Genomic DNA, 26,790 nt, shown 5'->3' on the forward strand with positions numbered 1-26,790 from the left:
AGCCTTGCTATAATGCGCGGCGCTGGCGGTTACGCCAGCGTCAAAACAGCATGCCGCACGGGCCTGGGCCTTCCCTGCCCGCGTTACAATGCGTGCACATCCTTTCAGGAAGCGTGGCCGAGTGGTTTAAGGCAGCAGTCTTGAAAACTGCCGATGGGGTGACCCATCCGTGAGTTCGAATCTCACCGCTTCCGCCAGTACTCACTCCAAGGCGTTCCGACGCATTCCGTATAATCACCCTGGAACCCAGTGGGGGCGCGGTTTTGGGGGTATTTCTCTTCTTGCTGGTTCCAGACCACTCCGACACAATCCACCCATCGAACAGGGGTGAGAACGGGGGTGAGAAATGGCGACACGGCAACTGCATCGGCTTACAGCCCTCAAGATCGGCAGGTTGGACGCCCCAGGGCATTACCCGGACGGCGGCAACCTCTATTTCCAGATTTCCGAGACAGGCTCGCGTTCTTGGATCTTCAAGTTCACGCTGCGCGGCCGATCACGCGAAATGGGGTTACGACCCCTATCCTCAGTTTCCCTAGCTGCGGCGCGCGCGGAGGCTGCAAAATGCCGGTATCTCCTTCGGGATGGGATTGACCCGATTGAAGCACGGAAAGCCGAGCAGAGAAAACGCGCCCTCGAAACGACCGGGCCGCGCCTATTCAAGGCTGGAGCAGCCGGCTACATCGCTCAACACCGCGATGGCTGGAAGAACAAAAAACATGCCCAGCAGTGGGAAAACACGCTCGCCACATACGCATTCCCCATACTCGGCGATCAGGACGTGCGCGACATCGACACAGCCATGATTGTGCAGGTGCTGCAGCCGATCTGGATCAAGATGCGCGAGACCGCTTTCAGGCTGCGTGGCCGCCTTGAATGCATCCTCGACGCCGAAAAGGCGCTCGGACACCGCGAAGGCGAAAATCCTGCACGCTGGCGCGGCCACCTCGACAAGCTGCTACCGAAGCAGAATCGCCGCAAGAAGATCAAGCACCACCCCGCTCTCCCGTGGCAGGAAATGCCTGATTTCATGACGGCACTGCGCAAACAGCGCGGAACCGCCGCCCGCATGCTTGAACACCTGATCCTGACGGTCGTGCGCACGCAGGAGGTCCAATTTGCACGGCCCGAGGAGTTTTCCATGCGCTATCGCGTCTGGACCGTGCCAGGCGAGCGCATGAAGATGGAGTTGCCGCTACGCGTCCCGATGGTTGATCGCCTCGTCGAACTGGTTGAGCAGGCGCTGCCCGGGGCGCGAGACGGCTGGCTCTACCCAGGTCGGAAGAAGGGAAAGCCACTATCAAACATGGCGATGCTGAAGGTGCTTGAGCGCATGGGCTATGGCCACATCACCGTGCACGGTTTCCGCTCTACCTTCCGGGACTGGGTAGCTGAATGCACGGAATATGCGGACTCGCTTGCAGAAAAAGCGCTCGCGCACGCCATTCAGAACGAGAGCGAAGCGGCCTACCGCCGGGGCGACATGCTCGAGCGCCGGCGCAAATTGATGAGCGACTGGGCTCGCCACTGCTCTGGCGAAACTGCGAAAGTTATTCCGCTGGACCAGCGGAGCGCCACGCCTACCCTCAATGCAGGGTAAGTCACACCCCACTAAATAGTGGGATGCGCCGGAGCCTTGCGACATAAGGCTTTGCGGAGAGTTGCCGCGATATTGCTGCGATTCCCCGGCAGGCACCCGTCACTTCTTCGGTTTCGAGCGCTTGGTCGTCGCTTTTGCATTGGAGAGACTCGACGCCGCCAGCTTCTTCGTTGTCGGACTGGTACTCTTGCTAGTCAGGGCCTTTGATGCCGTCGTCGCGACACGGGGCGAAGTACGGACCGAGTTTTTCGTTGCCATAGCACTCTCCCAAGAAGGAATAAGATCACACTATATATTGTGTGTTCCGTATATAAAGAACACAACATATGGTATCTAGAGTGTGACCTAAAGCTGTCTCTCACCTCCCTTCCAGACTGTGGAGCAGGCAGAATGCAAGGCAGCTATCTGTTGTCTAGCTCGTCCCAATCTGGGTTGTTTGGCGCCGAGGTGTTCAGCTTCACCATGCTGACCATCAACTCGGACAAGCCCCCCCAAATGAACCGCTTTCACGCCCGGGCAAGGAAAAGCGGATGATCGTGTCGAGGACAGAGTGGGATGACTGGCTGACCTGTCGGGATCCGGAGCGGGCGCGCAGTTTCATGCGGCCCTACCCACCCGAGCTTATGGATGCGGAACCGGCTCCACGAGCACCTCGAGCTAAGGCCGTCCAATAGAGGCAGTGAGACACCGCCCTCCTAGCATAATTGCCCATACATTGGACTATTGCATGATTAAGGTCCTAGACTAACTCGAAGTCACACTGAGGCCCCTCATAGAATGGCTAATTGGAAGGTGGGAATTGACCAGCGCAACCAGACGAGGAACCAACACTTTGTCTCCCAAGTCGAACAACGACTTAACGCTCTGAATCCAAACGCACGACCAGAAAACCAACGTATCTACGAGTTCGAAATCGTTGACCGCGATCGACACGAAGTTCGATCGCCAAACAAAAACGGACGCCCTGTCAATGGCACTCTGTCGATGTTGGATCTCTTTTCGTTTGACGTCGACGATAGCGGCACGCGCGCCAATTTCGAACGTGCCTTTTCGATCCATGAAGCGAGGATTAAACCACTCACCGGTCGTTTGCTTCAGGCGCATGCCGAGCGCACCGCCGCTATTGGCCAAGAAATCTTCGACCTGTTCATTGCAAAAATGCTCAATTTTGTTCGCAACCCGTATTCCGTTGCGAAGGTACTGAACACGTTCGGTATGATGGCGCAGCACCACCCAACGGAGCCAGCAATCTACAGGGCCTACGAGCGAGTCCTGCAGGGCCGCCGACCCCAGCAGGCTCGTCTGTGTCAGAAGCTAAATATCACAGACGAGCAATATGGCGCGTGGCTAAGAGTGCTATTTATGCTTCTAACTCCTATGGCCGAGAGCGTGAGCCCCATGCTAGAGCAGGTGTTGAGAAACCAGTTCCTGGATCAGGGTCATGCACTGCTCGTACATGTCCATACGTTTAGTTCCGCGCGATGTCTATTGTCAGACCGAGGTATCACCTCTCCGATACCGCAGGATACTCATCTTGTGTTCGATTTTAATCTCAGCGCGCATTCCTTCATACGCTATGCCTTTGTCAACTATGAGGCAGTCTTGGGCCGTGCGTTGCCGGACGGAGTAGCTCAGGGGCTGCGATTAGGCCCGAAGCAACTGCAGGTTTCCTATTCCCATGATGATTTACCTGCGCTTGATCTTTTCCATCGACGGGTGATTGAACAGTCGTCCGAGAAGGTGTTTTGCTCGGGGCCATCACCTTATGGAGTCACACTGATTGACTAGCTATATCGATGAATGGGAGGCCACGGAGCGGGAGGTACTCCCCGCCTGCAGAGATCCTATATTTCCAATTAATTCCGTACATTTATCAATCATTCAATTTTCCCATGACACACCCCTTTTCTGACGACAAACTCAAGCGAGGAGCAGTAGCCGAGTACCTGACGATGTACCTACAGGGAAAGCACTCAACTAGGAAAGAGCGAAACAGCCAGAATTCCTTCATCCTAAACATCAATGCCCCATGGGGTATTGGAAAGACATATTTCCTGAATCACTGGGCCCAGCAACTTCGAGAGGCCGGATATATCGTCATCACTTTCGATGCTTGGAAGAATGATTTTTGCGAGCAACCATTAGTCGGCTTCATGACAGAAATTGAAGATCAACTCAAAGGCTCATTTGATTTCATCGGAAAGACTCGTTCTCACGCAGTCAACCTTATTAGAAAGGGAAAGCGCCTTATTAAGGTTGGCACACCCATAGTGGCATCAGCGGTAGCAAAGAAAATTATCGGCGTAGATTCCGACGACCTATCGAAGATAGCAAAATCCGTTTCCGAAGAATCCATATCCGCCATTCAAAAAAAATCTACGAAGAGAACAAGAAACTCAAGACCGCCATAGACGATTTTCGCCAAACTCTTTCCGCGATCGTTGATTCCTTAGAAAATTCCGGTAAAAATCTACCAATATTCTTCTTTATTGATGAACTTGATCGATGCCGACCAACCTATGCGATTGAGCTACTCGAAACCGTAAAGCATATATTCGGCGTAGAAGGAATTTACTTCGCCATTGCCACAGACACCGAGCAATTGGCAGCATCGATCAAATCCGTATACGGCACTGAGTTTTCCTCATCACGATATCTAAAGCGGTTCTTCCACGCTGAGTACACATTCCCAGAGTTAGAAAACTATGACTATGCAACGCACCTTTTCTCAAAGCTAAATCTCCTTGATCACGAAAGACTCCTTAATCCCATCCCTCCCATTAATAGTGGAGATTACCCCCCTCCCTATTTTCCGGGATAGTCACTCTATTTGGCTTAACCCTTCGGGACCAAGAGCAAGTTGCAGAACTTATTGACACCACAATACTCACCACTAGGAATCCAATTTTTTACCCAACACTATTAACCTTAGCCGCGCTAAAACAACGCGATGAGAAATTATTCAAATCTATACAGTTAAATTCTAATAATTTTTATTTCAGAACACCATTAAGGCTTATTTTAGATCGAGATAGAATATTCGAGACCCACACTAACGATGGACGCCGCCTACAAAAAAGTTTAAGCGATACTATCATCTTCCTTTTAGCCTTGGCTCCCCTAAAAAGATCGGAGCTTTCCAAAAACTTCAATCAAACTGGCGACGGAATAGAAGAGGGGATTTTAAATGTGCTGGTGCGCCAGTCCGACATTGACACATCTAAATACCCAGATCTAATTTCGCGGGCCTCCTCGATATCATATGGAGTTCGCCTCCCAAATGATTCGTGAGAGGAGCGTAAGCCCAGCCCGCACTCCCTGGCATAAGAAGTGTATTTCTCCGGCCGCGTCGGCACTCTCGCACCGACGGCGGCCACCCAATCTTTACTCCTGCTGCGCCTGGTTCAACGTGTCGCGGACGGCGTTGTAGGCGTCGATACAGGTGTTGGCGTCGCGGATCCCGCGATCGCCATCCCGAGCGATGGCGTCGAGAACTGCTGCAGGCTCCGGAGCAAGTTCGGCTCTCGCTTCACCAACTCCGCCGGCAGCGGCGGAATCTGCGGTGGCACCACCGCCGGCGCCGGCCTGACAAGAACGGACGGCGATGGACATCCGGCGAGTGCCAGCCAGGTACTCAGCACGAGCAGTAGCTGCAGCGTTTTCTTCGCGATCCCTCTCCTCTTTGGCATGCTTCAACACGGCCGCGATCGCCTCCCGGGCATTGCCCTCCAGCTCGCGGTACTTCTTGACCTGGTCGGCCTCCGCGCGCGCGGCAGCCTCCCGCTCGCCGGCAACCTGCTCACGCAGCTCGGCCAGCTCACGCTCATAGCGATTGCCCTGCACCCACACCAGCGCCACGGCGCGTACATGCTTAGCTCCCCGCCGCGACCGGCCGCAGCGTCCAGATCAGGACCTCTGAATGAAAAAACCCCGCCGGCATGACCCGGGCGGGGCGAATCGGGCGGGATACCCGGGGAGACAACTGGAACCGGCGGGCCGACTCGACCCGTCATCTCAACCTATTAACGCTTGACGTTATTAACGTATGGCGTTACTATTCCCTACATGATCACATCGTTCAACTGCTCCGACACCCAAACGCTGTTTGCCGGCAAGCGTGTCGCCCGATTCGTCAACATCGAGAAGGTCGCGATCCGCAAGCTCCAGCAGTTGCACGCCGCAGCGGATCTGAGCTTCCTGCGCATTCCACCGAACAATCGGTTGGAAGCGCTGAAAGGTGATCGAGCCGGACAGTTCAGCATCCGGATTAATGACCAGTGGCGGATCTGCTTCCAGTTCGCCAACGGCAACGCAACCCATGTCGAAATCGTCGACTACCACTGAAGGAGCAAACCATGGCACGAGAAGTCCCGTTGGCCACGCCAGGCGAGATCCTGCAAATCGACTGGCTGGAACCGCTCGGCATCAGCCAGTATGCGCTCGCCAAAGCCATCGACGTGCCGCCCCGGCGCATCAATGAAATCGTCAAGGGCGAGCGCTCCATCACGGCCGACACAGCGGTGAGGCTCGCTGTGTTCTTTGACACCGACGCTCAAAGCTGGATGAACCTCCAGACCCACTACGACACCGAACTGGCCAAGGAAAAGATCGGCGCCGAGAAGCTTGCCGAGATCAAGCGGCACGCGGTCGCAGCCTAGACCGCCCCGCGCCGGCATGACCCGGGCGGGGCGGACCGGTTACGTTGTCCGGCGTCGCTTGCCAAGACGACCGTTTCATCCCCGTAGCGCTCTGGCATTCCGGGCCGCGATGGGGCTGACTACCCCGGCACATCGGGCAGGCTATTCTCTCGGCCTGACGCGAAAGCTGTTCGACGAGATCGGCATCATGCTGTGCGAGCGGGGGCTGATGATGAAGGAAGGCACGATTGTAGATGCCACCATCATTGAGGCGCCGCCGTCGACCAAGAACAAGGAGAAGAGTCGCGACCCGGAGATGCACCAGACCAAGAAGGGAAATGAGTGGCACTTTGGCATGAAAGCCCATATCGGCGTAGACCCGGCTTCGGGGCTGGTGCACAGCGTGCTGGGCACGGCGGCCAACGTGTCTGACGTTTCGCAGGCTCATGCCTTGTTGCATGGTCACGAAGACGATGTGTTTGGCGATGCGGGCTACGTCGGCGTTGAAAAGCGCGACGAGATGCAAGGCAAGAGTGTGAAGTGGCACGTGGCGCTCAAACGCGGCAAGCTCAAGACGATGCGCGACGGCGCCCTGAAGGACTTGGTCACGCAGGTCGAGCGCGCCAAGGCACGGATTCGCGCCCGCGTTGAGCATCCCTTCCATGTCGTCAAGAATCTGTTTGGTCATCGCAAGGTTCGCTACAAGGGCTTGGCCAACAATTCAGCGCAGTTGTTCAGCCTGCTCGGCCTAGCTAATCTGGTGCTCGCGAAAAGGCCGCTGTTGGCGTCTGCGGGGAGTAATCCGTCCTGAGCGCGCAAAGCGCGCCAGGACGCGGGTCAAATGCCGGTTATTCCGCCCGAAATTTCCCCTCAAACCGCACTCCCTTCCCGCATCGTGGGAAACGGATGCGAGGTGGGCGGCAAGGTCCGGTGCAAGTGCCTTTAATCAATTATTCCCCTAGGGATGGCGAAACATCTCCGCTGGCAGATCATGCGCGACCAGCAACTTGCGAAACTTCAGCAGGGTTGTTGCGTCCGGCAACTGTTCGAACGCCAGGTCTATCCCCGCAAACGTGCGCATCGTCATGCTGTCGTACAGTGCATCTTCCAGTGCCTCGTCGGACAGTCCATGCCGCTGCTGGAGGAAGTAGATTCGCAGCATCCGTTCCAGTCCGATCGGCGGCCAGTCTCGCCGCCCCTTGGGATAGTGCGGCTCAATCGTTGCCAACAGCCGCTGCCACGGCACCACGCTTTCCATCTTGTCCAGGAAGCGTTGTCGACGAGTCACCCGCTTCTTGCCGTGGCTTTCCGGGGACCGGCCTCCGGCATGGCTTAGCAGGGAGTTTTACGCGCCACCAGACTGGCGGCTGAGGATGTGCCCAGGAGGCAGGAATAACAACGCCCGCTCAAGGCGGGCGTTGTTATAGGCCGTTCACGACCTACGAGCCAATCTCCTTCGCGACTAATACTGCGCTTGTGGTGATTGGGAGGCTAGATTCGCCGTCTGTGGCGGCAAAGTGCATCGTCACAATTTCTCGGTCGCGAGCTTCACGCCCAGCCCGACGAACAATGCCCCCATCGCCTTCGTCAGCCATGCCGAGATGGTCTGGTTACGCCGAAGTGCTCGCGTCATCTCGGAAGCAAGAAAGACATAGGTAACACTAGTCGTAATACCGACCATGTAGCCAGTCACGCCGAGCTCAAGGAGATGCTTCACCGGGTGCGGGTCATGCGCGCTCATGAACTGAGGAAGTAGCGCGATATAGAACAGCGCGACCTTGGGGTTCAACACGTCACTAAGAAGCCCCTGCCAAAAGATACGATGCAGCGCACTCTTGCTGGCACCACCTTCCGAGAGCATAAATCTACCCTTTGCCCGCAAAGCCCCCCAGCCCAGGTAGACGAGATAAACTGCCCCTACAAACTTCACCACAGTAAATGCCGTTGCAGACGCCAAGACCAACGCCGACAGTCCGGTGACTGCTACCAGCAAGTGTACGTAGGCTCCGAGGTTGATTCCAAAGGCAGCACATAACCCGGCAGCGCGTCCCTGTGCGATCGTCCGTCCTAACAGAAATAGCATGTCCTGCCCTGGCACTAGGCAGAGCACGAGACTTGCGCCAACGAAAAGCATGTATGTGTGCCAGCTCATAATGCCCCCTATTCGGAGTTGGAGTCGCTCACGCTATCAGCAAAATCATGGCATCAGTTGGAACAGCGGAAATCTTGGGACCGAAGCTCTCTATATTGGAGCCAAGATTCCCGTCCTCCGCAATCCGGCATTGCGGGCAGTCCTGCCGCGGCCTCACCGCCCGCTTGCCGGACTGGCCACTAGCACCTTGACGCCGGCCTTCGCCATCCACGGGTGCAGCCGTCTCCGCTAAGCCTGCCGCGGCGCCGTCAACAGGCGATACGCCTGCTCCTCCGATATGTTCAGCCGGTAGTGCCGGGACAGCATGCGCGCGAACTGATGCGCGGCGCCGGGCTCGCAATGCCTGAGCTGCTCGCGATAGGCCTCCAGTTCGAAACGCAGGCGCCAGCGCGGACTGAGCAGGTAAAGGATGCCCATCGTGCCGCCCGAGCGCCAGAATTGCCGCACGTGCACTTTCTCGTGCTCGATCAGCGCGTGGCTCGCACCGGGCCGCAGCAGGATCAGCGGACCGGGCGCGAAGCCATCGAAGCGGCGTGGAATCAGCCAGCGGGTTTCGATCAGCAGGCAGAGAGGCGATTTGCAGAAGCGGATCATGGAGAGCGTAGACGGTGCGGCCCCACAGGCTGCATGCGGCATTAGCCTATCAGCCTTTGCACCGGCACGCTCAGCCCAGGCTCCCCCGCGTAACGGCAACCGCCGCCGCCGGGATAAAAAAAGCCCTGCCGACTGGCAGGGCAAGGAGCGGGAAACCTGTGCCGAGTGGCCGTCGCCTTACTCGCTGGTGATCTTCCCGGCTTCGATCACGCCCTTCCAGCGCTGGAGCTCCTGTTTTTCGAACTGGTCGAACTGTTCCGGCGTATTGGCCACCACCTCGAAGCCGCTCTCCGCCAGTTTCTGCCGCATCTGCGGCTCGGCCAGCGCGCTGACCAGGGCCGCATGCAGCCGGGCCTTGACCTCCTTCGGCAAACCGCGCGGCGCCGCCACGGCCTGCCACGAGTAGACATCCACGCCCTTCACCCCGCCCTCCGCCATGGTGGGCACATTGGGCAGCACCGGCGAGCGCTGGTCGCCGGTCACGGCGAGCGCCTTCAGCTTGCCGCTGCGGATGTGCTGGAGCACCGCGTTCACGTTCTGGAAGGAGACGTCCACCTGGCCGGCCAGCAGATCGGAGATCGCGGGCGCCCCGCCCTTATAGGGAACATGCAGTCCCTCGGTCCCGGACTTCTGCCAGAACAAGGCGGCGGTCAGGTGATCCGACGATCCGGCGCCGGAGGTTGCGAAGGCGACCTTGCCCGGATTCTTCTTCATGTACGCGACCAGTTCCTGCAGATTCTTCGCGGGGAAGTCCGGCTTGGTCACCAGCACATTGGGCGCGCGTACCGCCACCGTCAGCAGATCGAAATCCTTGGCCGGATCGTAGGGCAGGTTTTTCTGCAGGAAGGGATTCACGGCGTAGACGCCGATCGAGGCCACCATCAGGGTGTAGCCATCGGCAGGCGCGCGCTTGACCATGGTCGCGCCGATGGCGCCGGTGGCGCCCGGGCGATTGTCGATCACGAAGGGCTGGCCGAGCTTTTCGTTGAGCGGCACGGCCAGCATGCGGGCGATGGTGTCGGTGGAACCGCCCGCGGGAAACGGCACCACCACCGACACGGCCTTCTGCGGCCAGGCCTGTGCCGGGGTGGCCGCGTTCACGGTGCCGGCGGCGGCCAGCGCCGCCACGGTGGCGATCATGGCGGCGGCCAGGCGGCCGAAGGTACGCCGCGCGGGCGCGGCGGGCGGGCGGGCCGCACAGGATGATTGGTGGCTATCGGACATCGTTGTCTCCTGATTGCTGACGGGGTTGCTTCTTGCTCTTTGGCTTTTTGCTTGCTTGTTCCCGGACCGGCGTGCTGCCGCGCTCTCACCTGACCATGCAGGGGGCCTTGTTGTTGAAGCTCCAGCCCGGGATCAGGAACTGCATGGCAACGGCATCGTCGCGGGCGCCCAGCCCCAGGTTCTTGTAGCGCTCGTGTGCCAGCGCCACCTGCTCCATATCGAGCTCGACGCCAAGGCCCGGCAGGGTCGGCACGGCCACCTTGCCGTTCTCGATCTTCAGCGGCGCCCTGGTCAGCCGCTGGCCGTCCTGCCAGATCCAGTGTGTGTCGATGGCGGTGACGCGGCCCGGTGCGGCGGCGGCCACATGGGTGAACATGGCCAGCGAAATATCGAAGTGATTGTTGGAGTGCGAGCCCCACGTGAGCCCCCAGTCGGCGCACATCTGCGCCACCCGTACCGATCCCTGCATGGTCCAGAAATGCGGATCGGCCAGCGGGATGTCCACCGCTTGCAGGCGCACGGCGTGACCCATCTGGCGCCAGTCGGTGGCGATCATATTGGTGGCGGTGGGCAGGCCTGTGGCGGTACGGAACTCGGCCATGATCTCGCGGCCCGAATAGCCGTCCTCGGCGCCGCACGGGTCTTCTGCATAGGCCAGTACACCGCGCTTGTCGCGGCACAGGCGCACGGCTTCGGCCAGCGACCACGCGCCATTGGGATCGAGGGTGATGCGTGCCCTGGGGAAGCGCTCGGCAAGGGCCAGGACGGCCTCCATCTCCTCGTCGCCGCGCAGCACGCCGCCCTTGAGCTTGAAATCGTTGAAGCCGTAGCGCTCATACGCGGCCTCGGCCAGGCGCACCACGCCCTCGGCGCTCATCGCGGCTTCGTTGCGCAGGCGGAACCAGGCGTCGTCGGCATCCGGCTCGCTGCGGTAGCCGAGCGTGGTGCGGTTGCGGTCGCCGATATAGAACAGGTAGCCCAGCATCTCCACCGCATCGCGCTGCTGCCCCTCGCCCAGCAGCGCGGCCACGGGCACGCCGAGATGCTTGCCGAGCAGGTCGAGCAACGCCGCCTCCAGCGCAGTGACGGCGTGGATCGCGATGCGCAGGTCGAAGGTCTGCAGGCCCCGCCCGCCCGCGTCGCGGCTGGCAAAGGCACTGCGCACGCGATTGAGCAAGGCCTGGTAGTCGCCGATCGACTGGCCTGCCAGCAGCTCACGGGCATCCTCCAGGGTCTGGCGGATGCCTTCCCCGCCGGGCACCTCGCCGACGCCGGTATTGCCCGCGCTGTCCTTCAGGATGACGATATTGCGAGTGAAGAAGGGACCATGCGCGCCGGACAGGTTCATCAGCATGCTGTCGTGGCCAGCCACGGGCACGACGGTCAGGTCGGTGACGGTGGGCGTGCCGGCCAGGCGCACGGCCGGGGACGCATCGCGGTTTGCGGGGACAGGGGCAGGCGTTTGGGTCATCTCGAATTCCGGCGGGATAAGCCGCCCGCGCCCCACTGGGCTTGAGCGGGATTGCCGGGCGGCTCGGGTTGTCTCGGTTTGCATGGACCGGCTGGCGCCGGTTCTTTGTAGTCTGCACAGGTTTCAGCGCGCGTTGCTTAAAAGGCGCAAGAAGCCTGTTATCCGTCGTCGTATCTCTTGGAGCGCAGTATAATTAGCGCATTCCGATCAGGTCAAGTCCTCGCTCATCATCATGTCGAACCCCATGCTTGCCTCCTCCACTCCGCTACGGCGCCGCGGCCGCACGCTTGCCGAAGAGGCCGTGAGCAACCTGAGCGAACGCATCCTGCAGGGCCAGATCAAGCCGGGCGACAAACTGCCGACCGAGTCCGAGATCATGGCGGCGCTAGGCGTCAGCCGCACCGTGGTGCGCGAAGCGCTGTCGCGGCTGCAGGCCAGCGGCCTGGTCGAGACCCGCCACGGCATCGGCACCTTCGTGCTGGAGCGCAGCGCCGAAAGCGGCTCGCCCTTCCGCATCGACCCCGCCACCATGGGGACCGCCATGGATGTGCTGGCCATGCTGGAATTCCGCGTTAGCCTGGAAGCGGAGGCGGCCAGCCTGGCGGCGACCCGCCGCAGCGACGAGCATCTCGCCGCGATGCGCCAGGCGCTCGACGAACTCAAGCGCACCGCGGCGGGCGGCGAGGACTCGGTGATCGCCGATTTCCAGTTCCACCTGGCCATTGCGCGCGCCACCGGCAACCGCTACTTCACCGATATCATGGGCCATCTCGGCACCATGGTGATCCCGCGCAGCCGCCTGCACGTCAGCACGCAGGAACGCGAGCAGTACCTCGAACGCGTCAATATCGAGCACGAGAACATCTACGACGCCATCGAACGGCGCGACCCCGAAGGCGCCAAGGCCGCCATGCGCATGCACCTGACCAACAGCCGCGAGCGCCTGCGCAAGGCCTCGGCCGCAGTGGAAGCCGGCTAGGGCCGGCGCCAGGAGAACCCGGGGACCGGGTTTTCCTGCTTGCCGCAGGACCGTTTTATGTTATAGGATGTCTTATAACTAAGAAGACCGCGCCTCCCCACAAGGAACCAGTCTGTCGTGCTAGCCGCAAAGCCACATGCGGGCGGCGCGCGCAGGCCGCTCCCGAGACACGGGCAGGTGTTGCCGGAACCGCCTCGGCGGCCATGCCGGGCAAGCCCGAATTCCCGCTCGCGCCGCTGCGCGAGTCCCCTTTCGATCGCAGTTGAAAAGCAGGAAACGCTCATGACCATCACCGGCGACATGCTGATAGGCGCCAGCGCTGTGCGCGGCACCAGCAAGATCTTCCATGCCACCAACCCGGCCACGGGTGAAACGCTCGCACCGGCATTCCGCGGCGGCGGTGCCGCCGAAGCCGAGCGCGCCTGTGCGCTGGCCGAGGCCGCCTTCGATACCTACCGCAACACCGCCCCGGAAACCCGCGCGCAATTGCTGGAATCGATTGCCAGTGGCCTCGAAGCGTTGGGCGACACGCTGATCGAGCGCGCCCATGCCGAGAGCGCACTGCCGGTCGCACGCCTGCAAGGCGAGCGGGGACGCACCGCCAACCAGTTGCGCCTGTTCGCGAGCGTGCTGCGCGATGGCCGCTGGCAAGCGGCCACGCTCGATTCCGCCCTGCCTGAACGCACGCCGCCGCGTCCGGACCTGCGCATGCAGAAGATCGCCGTCGGCCCCGTCGCGGTGTTCGGCGCCAGCAACTTCCCGCTCGCCTTCTCGGTGGCCGGCGGCGACACCGCATCGGCGCTGGCAGCCGGCTGCCCGGTCATCGTCAAGGCGCACTCGGCCCACCTCGGCACCTCCGAACTGGTCGGCCGCGTGATCCAGAAAGCGGTGGCCGACGCCGGTCTGCCGGAAGGCGTGTTCTCGCTGCTGGTGGGTTCGGGCGTGGCCATCGGCACGGCGCTGGTGGCACATCCGTCGATCCAGGCGGTGGGCTTCACCGGCTCGCGCAGCGGCGGCCTGGCACTGGTGCAAACGGCCAACAGCCGGCCCCAGCCGATCCCGGTCTATGCCGAGATGAGCAGCATCAATCCTGTGTTCCTGCTGCCGGCCGCCCTGGATGCACGCGCGCAGGAAATCGCGCGCCACCTGGTGGATTCGCTGGTGATGGGCGTAGGCCAGTTCTGCACCAACCCCGGCCTGCTGCTGGCGGTGGAAAGCCCGGCGCTCGATGTGTTCCGCCAGGGTGCCATTGCCGCACTGGCGGAAAAAGCCGCGGCCACCATGCTGACCCCGGGCATCTCCCAGGCTTATGACAACGGCGTGGCCCAACTCGGCGACATCGAAGGACTGCGCCGCATCGGCACAGGCCAGGCGCCGACCGGCCCCAACCAGGCCCGCCCCGCGCTGTTCGAAACCACCGCCGCGCGCTTCCTCGCGGACCATCGCATGGAAGCCGAGGTGTTCGGCCCGTCCTCGGTGCTGGTCGTATGCCGCGACCATGAGGAAATGCTGTCCGTGGCGCGCCGCCTGGAAGGCCAGCTCACCGCCACCGTGCAAGCGGATGCGGGCGACAGCGCCCCGGCCCGCAGCCTGCTGACCGTGCTGGAGCGCAAGGCGGGGCGCGTGCTGTTCAACGGTTATCCCACCGGCGTGGAAGTATCGTATGCGATGGTGCATGGCGGCCCGTTCCCCGCCACGTCCGACACGCGCGCCACCTCGGTGGGCGCCTCCGCCATCGATCGCTTCCTGCGTCCGGTGTGCTACCAGAACGTGCCGGCAGCATGGCTGCCGCCCGCGCTGCAGGAAGGCAATCCGCTGGGCGCCTGGCGGCTTACCGACGGCCAGCTGGGCCGCGGCTGAAGCCCGCTGGCGGCGGTCCGCGGCGCGCGGCGACGGCGTGCCCGCCGCCACCGCCATGAAGCGAAAACGCGTACCTATCTTGCCGGCCTGAGCGCGGTGATAAACGCGTCGCTGTGGAACCCGGCGGGACTCAGCCCGTTGTCGCGCGTCAAGACATGGCTGGCGGCGTCCACCATCAGCGGATTGCCGCAGGCATAGACCTCGTGCCGGGAAAGATCCGGGAAGTCGGACGCCACTGCCTCGTGCACAAAGCCGGTGCGGCCACCCCAGGGTCCGCCCGGCTCGGAGAGCACGGGAACGAAGCGCAAGCGTTCGCTCGACGCAGCCCACTGCGCCGCCTCCTCGTAGGCATAGAGATCCTCCTTGCGCCGGCCGCCCCAATAGAGCGCGGCACCGCGCCTTGAAAGCGCCGCGTGGTGGCTGCGCATGAACGAAGCGATCGGGGCATACCCCGTACCGGAGGCGAGCAGGATGACCGGCGCATCGGAATCCTGGAGCGCAAATGCGCCGAACGGCCCCGCCAGGCGCAGCACGTCCCTCGGTTTCAGCTTCTCGTACACATGCGGCGAGAACCGCCCGCCGGGCATGGCGCGGACATGCCATTCGACCGTGCCGTGCGCGTCGGGCGCGTTCGCCATCGAGTAGCTGCGCCGCGTGCCGTCACGCAGTATCACATCCATGTACTGCCCGGGGGAAAACGAGAAGCCAGTCCCCGCCTGCACGCGCAGCGATACGATGGCAACATCCGCGCTGACCCGGCGCACCTCTGCCACGCGCGCCGGGGCCTGCACCACGCGCCGCCCCGGGATACGGGATACTTCCGGCGCTTCCAGCGTGACATCGGTCACCGGCCGCGCGGTACAGGTCAGGCAGTACCCCGGGCGTATGCCTTCCGGTATGAAGCCGGCGGGATACGCGACCTCCCCCGCGATCACGCGTGCCTCGCACGCATTGCACTCGCCCCGGCGGCAACTGTGCTTCGGGAAAAAGCCTTGCGACAGCGCCGTCTCCAGCAGCGATTCGCCGGGGGTGCACCGCAGCTGGACACCCGCGGGCTCGATGGTCAGCGTTGCCGGCGCTCCGGCCCCATCCTCGGGCCGGGCCAGTTGTGCCTCAGTTTCGGGCGCCATCTTGATGTTCCGTTTTCCGTGCCCGCGCGTCGGCGCCGATATGGCGGGAGCCGATGATTGCGGCCGTCAGTCTTTGCGTCATGTTTGCTTCCTGTCGCTCTGTGAGATTCGGATTCGGATTCGGATTCAAGTTCAGATCCTGTCCGGGAAGATCACGGACTCGCAGTCCGAATAGAGGCGGCTGACATCGTCGGCGCGCAATGCCAGTACCGCGCGCTGGTTGATATAGCCCTTGTCGGTGATTTCGCCCCGCTCGATGGCCGGCGGCGCGGAAAGCAGCACCGCGCGGGCCGGGCGCTGGGAAGAGCCGGCGCCACGGCAGAGGTCGGCCAGCACGGCGCCGAGCGCCCGCCTGACTTCCGGCATCAGCCCCAGCGACTTTCCGCAAAGCGTGCCGTCCTGGTCGTTGGCCAGCGTGCGCAGCTTCGCCGTGGGGAACACCAGCAAGCCGACTTCATCGCGGTCGTGTCCGGCAACCACGATATCCACCGCGTACGGGGACATCGCCGACACCGCCCGCACCCGCAGCGCGCCGACGGAAACCCAGGTACCCGTGGTCAGCTTGAAGTCTTCCGACACGCGGCCATCGAAGATGACGCCACGATTCGGATCGGCGGGATCGGCAAGACGGCCGGCATCCCCCATGCGGTAGAAGCCATCTTCGTCGAAGGCCGCCCGCGTCTTCTCCTCGTCGCCGATATAGCCGGCGAAGATCGACGGGCCACGCACCCGCAGCTCATGCTTTTCCTGGCAGGGCACGAACTTCAGCTCCACGCCGGGGACCGGCACGCCAATGTTGCGGGTATCCGAAGAGAAGAAGTGCGCACTGGTCACCACCGGCGAGGTTTCCGTCGAGCCCCATTCCGTCGTGAAGAACAACGATTGGTGCCGCACGCCCCGCGCCACCGCGCGCAGGCGGTCCGCCGTCTTCTGCGGCAGCGCCGCTGCCGCGAAGAACAGCATGTCCAGCCGCCCGAACAGCGCCCCGGCCAGCGCCTCGTCCGCCTCGAGGGAGGGCAGCAGCGCGTCGTAGCCCTTGGGCACATTGAAGAACAGCGTGGGACGAACCTGCCGGATACCCTCGATGGTCCGCTCGATCAGGCCGGGCGCCGGGCGGCCATCGTCGATGTACAGGGATCCGCCATTGCGCAGCACCAGGTTGAAATTGTGGTTGGCGCCGAAGGTATGGCTCCACGGCAGCCAGTCGAGCACGACAGGATGCCCCTCGTCGACGAAGCGCCAGCACTGCGCGATCATCTGCTGGTTGGCGCAGAGCATGCGGTGCGTGTTCGGCACCAGCTTGGGCGCACCGGTCGACCCCGAGGTCAGCAGGATGCGGGCGACGGTGCTGCCCGTGACGCCGTGGAACGCTTCATCCACGCCGGGCCCGGCACTGGCTGCGCACAAGTCCGTGAACGGTATCTCGCCGGCGGCGGCGCCCGCGGTATAGACCACGGGACACGGCAGCTCCGCACTCCGTATCGCCGCGCCGTATTGCGCCGCATCTTCCGCATAGACCAGACCGGGATGCAGGCTGGCGAGAATGGCATGCAGCTTGCCATGATCGCTGCTCATCCTGGTGTATGCGGACGACACCACGGCGATGCGGCGGCCCACGTGCATGGCTGCCAGCGAAAGCAAGGCCAGGTTCACACTGTTGTCAGACAGCGCCACCACCGGGTCGTCCCGGGCGATGCCCAGATCCAGCAAGGCCTGCCCGATGTTGCGCACGGTGGCGCAAGCCTCGCCGTAGCTCACGGTCTGCCAGCCCGCCCCCCGCCTCTGCGCCAGGAAGACGCGGTCAGGCTCCCTGGCCGCCCACCTGGTCAGCCAGTCGCCGATGCAACGATCGAAATCCCCCAGGGGAACCGACGAGCGCAGGACGAAACTGCCGTCGGCATGGTCCGTGCGCAGGATATCCGGTTCCGCCAGCCGAAGGCCGGTATCGGGCGCCGCGGCCCGGCGCGCTGGAATGATGGAGGGTAGCGGGTTCACTTGGCGAGCGTCCATGTGCCCCCCTGCACCTTGACCAGGATGCGGCCGCGCGCATCGTAGGCGGAATGATCGGTCTTGCTGATATTGATCACGCCATGCGCGCCGGGCAGGTCCGCCGTGCCCTCGATGGCGTCGCGCAGCGCCTGCCGGAAACCCGGTGTGCCCGGCTGCGCCGTCTTTGCCGCAGCGGCAACGGCACGGTCCAGCACCAGATAGGCGTCATACGCATAGGCGGCGAACAGATCGCGCGAACCGGCACCGTATCTGGCTTCATAGCGCTGGACGAAGCCGGTAGCCACCGCCTTGCTGGGGTGATCCGCCGGCAGTTGTTCCGCCACCAGCAGCACCCCGGCCGGCAACACCACGCCGTCGGCGGACCTGCCGCCCACGCGCAGGAAATCGTTGTTGGCCACGCCATGCGTCTGGTAGATCGTGCCCTTGAAGCCACGCTCGCGCAGGGTGGCCATCGGCAGCACGGCCGGCGTGCCGCTGCCGGCGACAATCACCGCATCGGGCCTGGCGGCAAGCAGCTTGATGGTCTGCCCCGCCACCGACTGGTCGGTGCGCGCAAAGCGCTCCACCGCCGTGACGCGGATACCGGCGGCCTGCGCGCGCGGCTCGATGTCCTTGAGCCAGGCTTCGCCGTAGGAGTCGCTGTAGCCAACAAAGCCCAGCGTGGAGATCTTGCGGGCCTTCATGTCTTCGACCAGGGCAGTCGACATCACTGCCACCGACTGCGGCAGCGAGAAGACCCAGTTCATCAACTCGGGCTTGGGGACGAAGGGGCACAGGCCGATGGACGGCGTCTTGCCTTCCGCGGCCACGGCGGCGACGGCCAGGCAGGCTGGCGTGGTCGAAGAGCCGATGATGGCGTCCGCCTTCTCCTCCTGGATCAGGCGGCGCGCATTTTTCGATGCGGCGGACGGATCGGTGGCGTCGTCGAGAACGACATAACGCACCGGCTTGCCGCCCAGTGTCCTGGGCAGCATTGCGATCGCCTGTTTTTCCGGGATGCCCAACGAGGCGCCCGGGCCTGTCGCCGATAGCGTGACGCCGACGGTCACTTCGGCGGTTTGCGCAACCGCGGTTGCGGCCCACGCGGACAGGGCGATCCCCGCCGCGATTGCAGCGTGCTTGATTTGCATTGCAAGTCTCCTATTGCCCGTTCTTGCGACGGGCGTTTCACGTCAATCCACGTGGCAGCGCACCTGCCCCAGGCCTTCGATTTCCAGATGCAGCGCGTCGCCGCGGACGATCTTGAACATGGGGCCAAGCGCGCCGGAGAGCACGACATCGCCGGCGCGCAGCGGCTCGCCCATCGACGTCATGGTGCGGGCCAGCCACCAGGCGGCGTGAAGGGGATGCCCAAGGCACGCCGCGCCATTGCCTGCGGAAACGGGCTCGCCATTGCGGGCGAAGCGCATCGCGCAATCGGCCAGCGCCAGGTCGGAGACGCGCTTCGGATCGGTGCCAAGGACATAGAGGCCGCACGACGCGTTGTCCGCCACCGTATCGACCAGCGTGATCTTCCAGTCCTGGATGGCGCTATCGACGATCTCGATGGCGGGCAAGGCGAACTCGACGGCGCGAAGGAACCGTCCCCAGGTGAGGCTCTCGTCATCGAGGTCGCGGCCGATGACGAATGCCACCTCCCCTTCCGCCTTGGGCTGGATCAGCGAGCCGAAGGGAATCGCGCTGCCGGACAGGAACTCCATATCGGCGAACAACACGCCGAAATCCGGCAGGTCCACGCCAAGCTGGGCCTGCACCGCCTTCGACGTGAGGCCCACCTTCTTGCCGCTGATGGCACGCCCGTCGGAGAGGGCACGGCGCGTGTTGGCGGCGGCGACGGCATAGGCCGCCTCCAGGCCGCCGATGCCGAAGGTCTCGGAGACCCTGGCGATGGGGCTGCGCTCGCGGCGGGATTGGTACAGCGCATCGGCCGCTTGCTGGATGGGGGTGTCTGTCATTGTTGTCTGCCTGGGAATGCTCTGGGAATGTTCTGGAGATGCTGTTGTCTTCCTGCCTGTCCGCCCGGCGGCATGCCTGGTCAGGCAGCCGCGAGGCGCTCCGCGGCAGCGGCTTGCTGCGAGCGATAGCGCGGCAGCAATTGCGCGACCTGTTCCGTCTCCCGGGACAGGCATTGCGCAAAGCCCTCGGCCAGTTCCGCGACCACGTCCTCGACGGTGCGCACGGCACCGATGGCGCCGACGCCATGGCCCGCCGACCACACGTCGCGCCACGCCTTCGGCGCGGAAGCGATATCGCCGGAGAAGTCGATCTTGGTCTCCTCCTTGAGCTTGTCCGGCGTGAAGCCTGCCGCCGCCACGGTCGGCCTTAGCCAGTTCGCAAGCACGCCCGATACGGCGCTGGACTGCACCAGGTCTTCCATGCTGCTGGCCACCAGCATGTCCCGGTAGGCGGGAGCCGCCATGCTCTCCCGCGTCGCGATCAGGCGCGTGCCGACCACCACGAAATCCGCTCCCAGCAATTGCGCGGCCCGGATCTCCGCGCCGCTGGAAATAGCGCCTGCCAGGCCGATGGGCCCGTCCCAGAAGCGGCGCACCTCCGCCAGGAATGCGAAAGGATGATAGGTGCCGGTATGCCCGCCGGCGCCGCTGGTGACCAGCACCAGTCCGTCGACGCCGGCCTCGATCGACTTGCGCGCGAGCGCCGGCGAAACGACATCCGCCATCACCAGCCCGCCATAGCCATGCACGCGCTCCAGCACGCGGCGGGGACTGCCCAGCGCGGTGGTAACGATGCCAGGGCGATACCGTTCGACCAACTCCATTTCCGCCTCGAAGCGGTCGTAGCTGCTATGGACGATCATGTTCAGCGCCCAGGGTACGTCCGGGCAGCGGGCGGCTTCGGCCGCGATGTGCGACAGCGCGGCGTCGAGTGTGGCGAGGTTGCGCGCGTTCGGCGCGGCATAGGTACCGACGATGCCAGCCTTCAGGCTGGCGGTAACCAGTTCCGGGCCGGACACCAGGAACATCGGCGCTGCCATGACCGGCAGGCGCGCCTTGGCGAAAACGTTGCGCACGGCTGCATGCGAAGCGCTGGGTGAGGCGTTGGGTGGCGCGTTGGGGGCATTCATCTTGTCTGTTCCTTGTCCGTTCTTGCCGATCTGTCGGCTGATAATCGGCTAGCGGCGACCGGGCCGCCCGCGGACTTCCCACCCGCCATCGCTTTGCAGGATGGCCGCCGTGGTTGCCGGGGAATTGGTGCGCGAGGCCAGCAGCACGTAGTGCCCGGTGTGGTCTTCCGGCTGGGCGATGAAGCCCAGTGGCACCGAGTTCGCCACGGCGTCCGAGAAACCGGGAATCTCCGACAGCCTGGATTCTTGCTTGCCGAGCGACTCCGGCCCCTTCAACGGCGTCACCGTGCCGCCGGGCGCCACGCCGTTCACGCGGATCTCCGGCGCCAGTTCATAGGCCAGCTGGCGGATCAGGCCCACGCACGCGTGCTTGGACGCCACGTACACAGGACCGCCGCCGCCGGCATAAAAGCTGGAGTTCGACAAGGTGAAGATCATGCTGCCGCGGGTTTCCCGCAAGGCGCCCGCCGCGGCATGGGCCGCCAGCAGGTAGCCCAGCACGTTGACATCGAATACTTCCCGGAAGGCCGCACTGACCACGCCGCGATCCAGCTTGCGCAGCGTGGCGAAGTGATCCCAGACGCCGGCGTTGCCCACCAGGGTGTCGAGCTTGCCGAACGCCCTGACGGTGGCTTCCACCGCCTCCGCGTTGGCGTCTTCCGAGCGCACGTCGCCAACCGTGATCGCCACGCGGCCGCCGAACTCGGCCCGCATGGCGTCCGCGCCTTGGGCATTGCGCACCAGCACGCCAACGCCGGCCGCGCCCTCGGCCAGGAACCTGCGCGTGACCGCCAGGCCAATGCCTGAGTTGGCACCGGTCACCAATGCCACATCGTTATCGAGCCAGCCCATGGTCAGAAGAAGGTATTGAGGTTCTTGGACATCAGCAGGGACTGCGTGATGACGATCTTGCGGCGGGCGATGCGGAAATCCTCGCCGTCGGCGCGCAGCACATCCTCGCGCCGGCCCAGCAGCAGATCGTTGTCCGCCTCTCCCCGGCTACGGTAGTTGACGAAGACCGAGTGGACAATGAACTCGCCGTCCGCCGCACCCGCGTACGCTTCGATGTTGCTGATCACGTGCACATGCCGGGTAGGCGGGTCTTCGGCCCAGGCGGAGGGTTGCTTGAAGCGGGCCACGCGGCGTGACAGGTCGAAGTGGTTGTCGTCGAAATACGCGCCCCGCCCGATGGCGTAGGCGCCGAGCTTGTCGGCGCGGCGGCGGTTCTCGATGGCGGGCATCCAGTAGTGGATATCCTCGGTCATCAACGCCAGCCAGTCGCTCCACGCCTCGCTGTCGAGCAAGCGAGCCTCGCGATACAGGAATTGCTGGATCCGGTGGGCGGTGGCAAGGTCCACCGCCTGCGGCGCCGGGGCTGCCGGCTGCGGAAGCGGAAGCGGAAGCGGAAGCGCGCTCATGCTACCTCCTTCAGGCTGTTGTTGACGAATGCGCTCTCCGGCAGGCTGGGCTTGTCGCGCACCGGGACGTCATCCCATGCACGCGCCTGCATCAGGTCCATCCAGCGCTGGTAGAACGCCCGGTGATTGGCTTCGTTCACCTGGTTGCGATAGACGTTGCCCGGCAGTTCGCTATCCTCCAGCCTGGAGTCGCGGCCCAGGCCCATGTACAGGTCCTGCTGGCGCGTGACGAAGCCGGCGTTGGTGCGGGTGGAGAACTCGAAGTTCTCGCCGTCGTCCATCTCGAATACGCCGGAAGGCGAGAACGTCAGCATGGTTCCCTTCAGCCAGCGGTCCTTGATGTCCTGCGGCGCACTCTGGTTGACGATGGTCCAGGTGTGCAGCTCGATCTTGCCCGGGCCGCGCGGATGCCAGACGCGGAAGGTGTTCTGCCCCGGCAGGAAGGAAAGGTTGGGGAACACACTGACCGAGGAGATCGAACCGATCATCTTCGAGCGGAACTCGCCGAGCCGCTTTGCCACCTTGGGCTGGATGCCGTACAGGTACTTGCGGATCTCCTTGTCGCCCAGGGTTGCGGCATTGCCGACGACATCCAGGTTGAACTCCCAGCCGTGGCCGTTGAAATTGACGTGGTAGGAATCCGGGTCCTTGTAGACCTCGGCCACCGGCCCGCCGAGCATGGCGCGCGCGGCGGAGTCGTGCGTCCACAGGGCGTGGTAGATGTCGCCGATGAAATTCTCGACCGGGACCTTCCAGTTGCAGTTGATCACCGACTTCACGCAGCCGCCGACGAACTCCGTGCCTTCGCCGTCCATGTCCAGCATGACGTCCAGGTAATAGCGGAAGTCGCCAAGGAATTCGTCCAGCGAAGGCGCGTCCGGATCCATATTGCCGAACACCAGCCCCTTGTAGCTCGCCACCTTGGCGACCGGATGCAGCCCGTGCTCCGCACGGTCCATACCGCTGGCCTCGAACAACTCCTGGCCGGCCATGCCGCGCAGAGCGCCATCGATGCCGAAGCTCCAGCCGTGGTAGTTGCAGACGAAGCCCCGCGCGTTGCCGGCGTCGGTGAAGTTCAGCTTGTTGCCGCGATGGGGGCAGGTGTTCAGGAAGGCACGGATGGCGCCGTCCTTTTGCCGCACCACGATCACGTTGTCTTCCGCCATATAGGTGGTGACATAGTCCCCCGCCTTGGGAATCTGCGACTCGTGGGCAAGAAAGAGCCAGCTGCGGGCGAAGATCTTCTCCAGCTCCTGCTCGTAGATGCGCTGGTCCCAGTAGACGCGGCGCGACAGCCTGCCGGTGTCGAGATCGAGCAGGCGATCCAGGTCGCGCAGGGGCGCGCTGGCCGGATCCTTGCGCAGGCGTTCGCAGTTTCCGCTGCATTCGTGTGTCATGTTCTGCCTCTTGGATGGCCTCAGATGGCCGAAGACGCCGCTTCGGATTCCTGGTCCAGATCGGCGTAGATCCGGTCAGCCTCGACGATTACCTTGTACGTGCGCAGGTCTACCGTGCACGGGAACCCGACGGCCTGCCCGGTAGGAATGTGGAACTGGCCGTCGTGGACCGGACAGGCGATCAGGTCGCCATCGACGATCTCGCCTTCGGACAATGACGCGGTCGCGTGCGTGCACACGTCGCTGGTGGCGAAGTATTCGCCGTCGATGTTGTAGACAGCCAGGGGGCAGCGCGATGTCTCGACCTTGCACACCTGGCCCGGCGCCAGCGCCTCGCGCTGGATCAGGAAGACTTTATTGCTCATTGCGATAGTTCCTTCTTGCCCGGCTCATCGCCGGTCACTGCAGATGCAGTTGGACAAATCCCAGGCCGGTCACCCATTCCGGGACGGCCTCGTAGGCGATGGTCTCGCCGCGCGCGCCTTCCAGCGCGCCCATGGCGCAGGCCCAGTTGCGGATTTCCATGCCGCCGTTGCCGCCGTTGGCGAGGATGTATTCGTCGCTGAGCGCAGCCAGCGCCTGCAGGTCGTTGCATTCGGCATAAGCCAGGATCTCGCGATCGAAGGTCTCGTTGACCCGGCCCATCTCCGCGGTGCCGACCCAGTGGCTGATGCCGCCGCTGCCGATCACCACGACCCGCTCGTCCTGCGCATAGGCGTTCACCGCGTCGCGGATCTGGCGGCCAACCTGGATGGCGCGCGCCATGCGGATATACGGGTCCACGCCAGCGGCCAGGTACACCGGAATGGTGCCGACAGTGTGTCCTGCTTCGCGCATCGGCTGCACCATCAGCTGGTTCGGAATGCCGATCGCGTGGTCCACCGTCAGCGCGCGCGCCACCGCCCAGTCGAAGCCGCTCGCGTGGCCGGCGCTCGCGATATGCGATGCCAGCGCTTCGCTGTTCGGGATCACCCCGCGCTTCAGCCCGGGCATCGCGTCCAGCGGGCCGTCCACATCGCCCGTGCCGATCAGGTAGCTGGGCAGGCAGCCGGTACCGAACAACATGTAGTGATCCGCGCCCACGATCACCACGCTGGTGGGCGCCAGTTCCGCCAGCCGCGCCGCGCAAGTCCTGAAGGCGTTCCACATGCGCTCCCGCACCGCGGGCGCGGGCGCCTCGGGGGCGACAAACATCACCGGGTCATGGGGCACCAGGAAGCCACCTACGATCTTTCCCATCTCTGCTCCTGTTCCTAGCGCTTCAATGCGGCGCTGTGCAGCGCCTCGGCCGATCCGACCGGGCGCAGCTTCTTCATGTAGGCGCGCATATCGCGGTCCGGCGACAGCTCCTGCCAGAAGCCCATGGTGAGCATCGGGTTGACGCCGGCCTGCTGCAGGCCGAGCACGTCGAACTGCGTCAGCATGGCCCGCTCCGCCTCGCCAAGGGCAAAGCGCCGCAGATAGGCGTCGGCATCTTCGCGAAAGCGCTGTTTGGCCGAGCGGTCCACCGTCAACTGGTGGAGGACCTTTTCGAGGACGTTGCGGCTCATGGTCTTATGCGCAGAAGTTGGCGACCAGGTGCAGGAAGTCGGCGCGCCGCTCGGTCTGGACCCAGTGCCCGCACTGGCCGAACAGGTGCAGGTCCGCCTGCGGGATCGCGCGGGCCAGCAATTGGCCGCATGCGGGAGGCACCACGCGGTCTTCGCGTCCATGCAGTACGAGCGTGCGCGCCTCGATCCTGGCGATGGCGGCTTCCGGAAAACCCTTGACCATGGTCGGGCCTTCCGCATTCGGCTTGGGCAGCAGCTTGCGCAGCGCGTCCTGCGCGCCGGGACGGGCGCTGGCCTCGTAGCGGGACTGCACCATTTCCGGCGTGATGATCGACTGGTCGAAGGGGAACAGGCGCATGGTCTTTTCCATGTTCTCCGGCGACGGCTCGTACTCCCATGCCGAGCGCAGGCCCGGGGTCTGCTCGAACTCCCCGGCCGGCGTGCCAAGCAGCACGAGGCGGTCGACGCGCTTGGGATCGAACACCGCCAGGCCGACGGAAAGCGCGCCGCCAAAGGAGTTGCCGACAAACGAAGCCTTCTCGATATCCAGCGCATCCATGATGCCGACCAGGTGCCGCACCCATAGCTTGATGTCGTACTTCGTGCCTTCCTTGAACTCGGTAAAGCCAAAGCCCGCGATGTCCGGAACGACAACGCGGAAGGTCTTGGCAAGCTCGCCCATCACGCCCTTCCAGTTCGACCAGCCGGACACGCCGGGTCCCGAGCCATGCAGCAGGAACAGCGGCTTGCCCGCGCCCTGGTCGAAGTAGTTGGTCTGGTGCTCCGCGGCGGTCAAGGTCAAGCCGACGCCTTCATTCTGATTCATTTCAAAATCTCCATACACATACGTATGTGTATGTTATGAAGCGAAGCGAACCGGGTCAAGCTTGATTTAACGCAAATTTATTGGTGTTTACCCGTGGACGGCACAGAACCTTTCCGTACATATATGTATTGAACGAGGGAAGTACAATGCTGGCAACTTTTCGTGGAGGCACTATGCCCAAAGGCACGGGGGCGAGTTCAGCGGCCCCTCGCAACCAACTCACGCCGGAAGACTGGATCAAGGCTGCACGCAATCTGCTGGTCAGCCGGAGCATTGACGCGGTGCGCGTCGAAGTGCTCGCCAAGGAGCTGGAAGTCACGCGCGGCAGCTTTTACTGGCACTTCAAGGATCGCGATGACCTGCTGCACCGCATGCTGACCGCCTGGCGCGACGAAGCCACCGAACAGATCATCTATCGGTTCGAACGCCGGGGACTGGCGCCAAGGGAGCTGGTGCGGGATCTGCTCACACTGCCGTTCCGGGGCACCGCCGCGCAGGAGGCCGCCTCGACGGAGCTCGCCATCCGCGCCTGGGCCCGCCGCGAAGAGCGCGTGCGCCAGGTGCTCGACGAAGTCGATGCCAAGCGGCTTTCCTATATTGCGCAGTGCTTCAGCGCGCTCGGGTTCGACATCCCGGAGGCGCGGGCCAGGGCGTTCGCGCTATACAGCTACGAATTGTCGGAATCCCTGCTTTCCAATCAGGGAACCACTGCCCAGAAGGAAGAGCGCAGAGCCTGCATGGAACGTCTGCTGCTCAAATAGTTCCAGGTGCCAGGTACGCTGCGCAAACACCGGGGCGATTGCGGCACCTGCCGGGATTTGCTGCCGCGTGCCGCCATCGCTACGGCCAGCGCCGCG

Annotated in this window: 27 protein-coding genes, 1 tRNA gene and 2 pseudogenes; 12 read left to right on the forward strand and 18 right to left on the reverse strand. The window is 63.4% G+C overall.

Annotated elements, in window-relative coordinates:
* The first annotated feature begins 107 nt into the window (after positions 1-107).
* From P3W85_RS30845 to P3W85_RS45655, 6 genes are all read left to right on the forward strand, one after another.
* Positions 108-197 (forward strand) — tRNA-Ser (locus P3W85_RS30845).
* Between the two features lie 149 nt (positions 198-346).
* Positions 347-1,600 carry a tyrosine-type recombinase/integrase gene (locus tag P3W85_RS30850; RefSeq protein ID WP_276267549.1) on the forward strand — a complete coding sequence of 418 codons (1,254 nt, stop codon included), beginning with the start codon at positions 347-349 and terminating at the stop codon, positions 1,598-1,600.
* A gap of 390 nt (positions 1,601-1,990) precedes the next feature.
* Positions 1,991-2,134 carry a hypothetical protein gene (locus P3W85_RS45650; protein ID WP_430869655.1) on the forward strand — a complete coding sequence of 48 codons (144 nt, stop codon included), beginning with the start codon at positions 1,991-1,993 and terminating at the stop codon, positions 2,132-2,134.
* A 243-nt stretch (positions 2,135-2,377) separates the two neighbouring features.
* Entirely contained in the window at positions 2,378-3,388 is a 1,011-nt protein-coding gene (locus P3W85_RS30860; RefSeq protein ID WP_276267550.1) for a hypothetical protein, read from the forward strand.
* Between the two features lie 104 nt (positions 3,389-3,492).
* Positions 3,493-4,011 carry a P-loop NTPase fold protein gene (locus tag P3W85_RS30865; protein ID WP_276267551.1) on the forward strand — a complete coding sequence of 173 codons (519 nt, stop codon included), beginning with the start codon at positions 3,493-3,495 and terminating at the stop codon, positions 4,009-4,011.
* The gene (locus tag P3W85_RS45655; protein WP_430869657.1) at positions 4,008-4,421 is read left to right on the forward strand and encodes a KAP family P-loop NTPase fold protein; all 414 of its coding nucleotides are present in this window, start codon (positions 4,008-4,010) and stop codon (positions 4,419-4,421) included. Before P3W85_RS30865 ends, P3W85_RS45655 begins: the two co-directional genes overlap by 4 nt.
* A gap of 563 nt (positions 4,422-4,984) precedes the next feature.
* On the opposite strand, the gene P3W85_RS30870 is transcribed toward P3W85_RS45655, so the two are convergent.
* Complete coding sequence (locus tag P3W85_RS30870; RefSeq protein ID WP_276267552.1) at positions 4,985-5,458, reverse strand: lysozyme; 474 nt, start codon at positions 5,456-5,458, stop codon at positions 4,985-4,987.
* Positions 5,459-5,665: 207 nt separating this feature from the next.
* Between P3W85_RS30870 and P3W85_RS30875 the strand changes: the two genes are divergently transcribed.
* The 3 genes and pseudogenes from P3W85_RS30875 to P3W85_RS30885 form a co-directional block, all read left to right on the forward strand.
* Positions 5,666-5,944 carry a type II toxin-antitoxin system RelE/ParE family toxin gene (locus tag P3W85_RS30875; RefSeq protein WP_276267553.1) on the forward strand — a complete coding sequence of 93 codons (279 nt, stop codon included), beginning with the start codon at positions 5,666-5,668 and terminating at the stop codon, positions 5,942-5,944.
* Positions 5,945-5,955: 11 nt separating this feature from the next.
* Positions 5,956-6,258: a HigA family addiction module antitoxin gene (locus P3W85_RS30880; RefSeq protein ID WP_276267554.1), complete on the forward strand. Its 303-nt coding sequence runs from the start codon at positions 5,956-5,958 to the stop codon at positions 6,256-6,258.
* Positions 6,259-6,412: 154 nt separating this feature from the next.
* A pseudogene (locus tag P3W85_RS30885) lies at positions 6,413-7,048 on the forward strand (IS5 family transposase); the annotation flags it as partial.
* Between the two features lie 159 nt (positions 7,049-7,207).
* Here P3W85_RS30885 and P3W85_RS30890 read toward each other — a convergent pair.
* From P3W85_RS30890 to gudD, 5 genes and pseudogenes are all read right to left on the reverse strand, one after another.
* Positions 7,208-7,576, reverse strand: a pseudogene (locus tag P3W85_RS30890) (transposase); the annotation flags it as partial.
* A gap of 186 nt (positions 7,577-7,762) precedes the next feature.
* A complete protein-coding gene (locus P3W85_RS30895; protein ID WP_346430303.1) occupies positions 7,763-8,389 on the reverse strand; it encodes a LysE family translocator in 627 nt (208 codons plus the stop codon).
* A gap of 228 nt (positions 8,390-8,617) precedes the next feature.
* Entirely contained in the window at positions 8,618-8,983 is a 366-nt protein-coding gene (locus P3W85_RS30900) for a hypothetical protein (protein WP_017230757.1), read from the reverse strand.
* Positions 8,984-9,160: 177 nt separating this feature from the next.
* Complete coding sequence (locus P3W85_RS30905; RefSeq protein WP_276267568.1) at positions 9,161-10,123, reverse strand: Bug family tripartite tricarboxylate transporter substrate binding protein; 963 nt, start codon at positions 10,121-10,123, stop codon at positions 9,161-9,163.
* Between the two features lie 169 nt (positions 10,124-10,292).
* Positions 10,293-11,678 (reverse strand): glucarate dehydratase, encoded by a 1,386-nt coding sequence (gudD, locus tag P3W85_RS30910; protein WP_276267556.1) that lies wholly within the window; start codon positions 11,676-11,678, stop codon positions 10,293-10,295.
* A gap of 232 nt (positions 11,679-11,910) precedes the next feature.
* On the opposite strand from gudD, the gene P3W85_RS30915 reads away from it, so the two are divergent.
* The gene (locus P3W85_RS30915) at positions 11,911-12,657 is read left to right on the forward strand and encodes a FadR/GntR family transcriptional regulator (protein WP_276267557.1); all 747 of its coding nucleotides are present in this window, start codon (positions 11,911-11,913) and stop codon (positions 12,655-12,657) included.
* A 282-nt stretch (positions 12,658-12,939) separates the two neighbouring features.
* Positions 12,940-14,517, forward strand: a complete 1,578-nt coding sequence (locus tag P3W85_RS30920) for an aldehyde dehydrogenase (NADP(+)) (RefSeq protein WP_276267558.1) — start codon at positions 12,940-12,942, stop codon at positions 14,515-14,517.
* 74 nt (positions 14,518-14,591) lie between these two features.
* Here P3W85_RS30920 and P3W85_RS30925 read toward each other — a convergent pair whose 3' ends face one another.
* From P3W85_RS30925 to P3W85_RS30980, 12 genes are all read right to left on the reverse strand, one after another.
* Positions 14,592-15,647 (reverse strand): FAD-binding oxidoreductase, encoded by a 1,056-nt coding sequence (locus P3W85_RS30925; RefSeq protein ID WP_276267559.1) that lies wholly within the window; start codon positions 15,645-15,647, stop codon positions 14,592-14,594.
* Positions 15,648-15,779: 132 nt separating this feature from the next.
* Positions 15,780-17,657: a feruloyl-CoA synthase gene (locus tag P3W85_RS30930; protein WP_276267560.1), complete on the reverse strand. Its 1,878-nt coding sequence runs from the start codon at positions 17,655-17,657 to the stop codon at positions 15,780-15,782.
* Entirely contained in the window at positions 17,639-18,787 is a 1,149-nt protein-coding gene (locus P3W85_RS30935; RefSeq protein ID WP_276267561.1) for an ABC transporter substrate-binding protein, read from the reverse strand. Before P3W85_RS30935 ends, P3W85_RS30930 begins: the two co-directional genes overlap by 19 nt.
* Positions 18,788-18,829: 42 nt before the next feature.
* Positions 18,830-19,612, reverse strand: coding sequence for a 2-keto-4-pentenoate hydratase (locus P3W85_RS30940; protein ID WP_276267562.1), 783 nt, complete (start codon positions 19,610-19,612; stop codon positions 18,830-18,832).
* Between the two features lie 80 nt (positions 19,613-19,692).
* The gene (locus P3W85_RS30945) at positions 19,693-20,742 is read right to left on the reverse strand and encodes an NAD(P)H-dependent flavin oxidoreductase (protein WP_276267563.1); all 1,050 of its coding nucleotides are present in this window, start codon (positions 20,740-20,742) and stop codon (positions 19,693-19,695) included.
* Between the two features lie 48 nt (positions 20,743-20,790).
* Positions 20,791-21,594 (reverse strand): 3-(cis-5,6-dihydroxycyclohexa-1,3-dien-1-yl)propanoate dehydrogenase, encoded by an 804-nt coding sequence (gene hcaB, locus P3W85_RS30950; protein ID WP_276267564.1) that lies wholly within the window; start codon positions 21,592-21,594, stop codon positions 20,791-20,793.
* 2 nt (positions 21,595-21,596) lie between these two features.
* On the reverse strand, positions 21,597-22,160 hold the full coding sequence (locus P3W85_RS30955; RefSeq protein ID WP_276267565.1) for a 3-phenylpropionate/cinnamic acid dioxygenase subunit beta: 564 nt from the start codon (positions 22,158-22,160) through the stop codon (positions 21,597-21,599).
* Positions 22,157-23,557: an SRPBCC family protein gene (locus P3W85_RS30960; protein WP_017231238.1), complete on the reverse strand. Its 1,401-nt coding sequence runs from the start codon at positions 23,555-23,557 to the stop codon at positions 22,157-22,159. The genes P3W85_RS30955 and P3W85_RS30960 overlap by 4 nt, the downstream gene beginning before the upstream one ends.
* 20 nt (positions 23,558-23,577) lie before the next feature.
* Positions 23,578-23,922, reverse strand: coding sequence for a non-heme iron oxygenase ferredoxin subunit (locus P3W85_RS30965; RefSeq protein WP_017231239.1), 345 nt, complete (start codon positions 23,920-23,922; stop codon positions 23,578-23,580).
* 34 nt (positions 23,923-23,956) lie between these two features.
* Positions 23,957-24,796, reverse strand: a complete 840-nt coding sequence (locus P3W85_RS30970; protein WP_017231240.1) for a hypothetical protein — start codon at positions 24,794-24,796, stop codon at positions 23,957-23,959.
* A gap of 14 nt (positions 24,797-24,810) precedes the next feature.
* Positions 24,811-25,107, reverse strand: coding sequence for a hypothetical protein (locus tag P3W85_RS30975; RefSeq protein ID WP_276267566.1), 297 nt, complete (start codon positions 25,105-25,107; stop codon positions 24,811-24,813).
* Between the two features lie 4 nt (positions 25,108-25,111).
* Positions 25,112-25,933 carry an alpha/beta fold hydrolase gene (locus P3W85_RS30980; protein WP_276267567.1) on the reverse strand — a complete coding sequence of 274 codons (822 nt, stop codon included), beginning with the start codon at positions 25,931-25,933 and terminating at the stop codon, positions 25,112-25,114.
* Between the two features lie 173 nt (positions 25,934-26,106).
* Between P3W85_RS30980 and P3W85_RS30985 the strand changes: the two genes are divergently transcribed.
* Positions 26,107-26,694 carry a TetR/AcrR family transcriptional regulator gene (locus tag P3W85_RS30985; RefSeq protein WP_017231243.1) on the forward strand — a complete coding sequence of 196 codons (588 nt, stop codon included), beginning with the start codon at positions 26,107-26,109 and terminating at the stop codon, positions 26,692-26,694.
* Positions 26,695-26,790: the final 96 nt, after the last annotated feature.

The organism is Cupriavidus basilensis (assembly GCF_029335485.1).
Classification (GTDB): domain Bacteria; phylum Pseudomonadota; class Gammaproteobacteria; order Burkholderiales; family Burkholderiaceae; genus Cupriavidus; species Cupriavidus basilensis_E.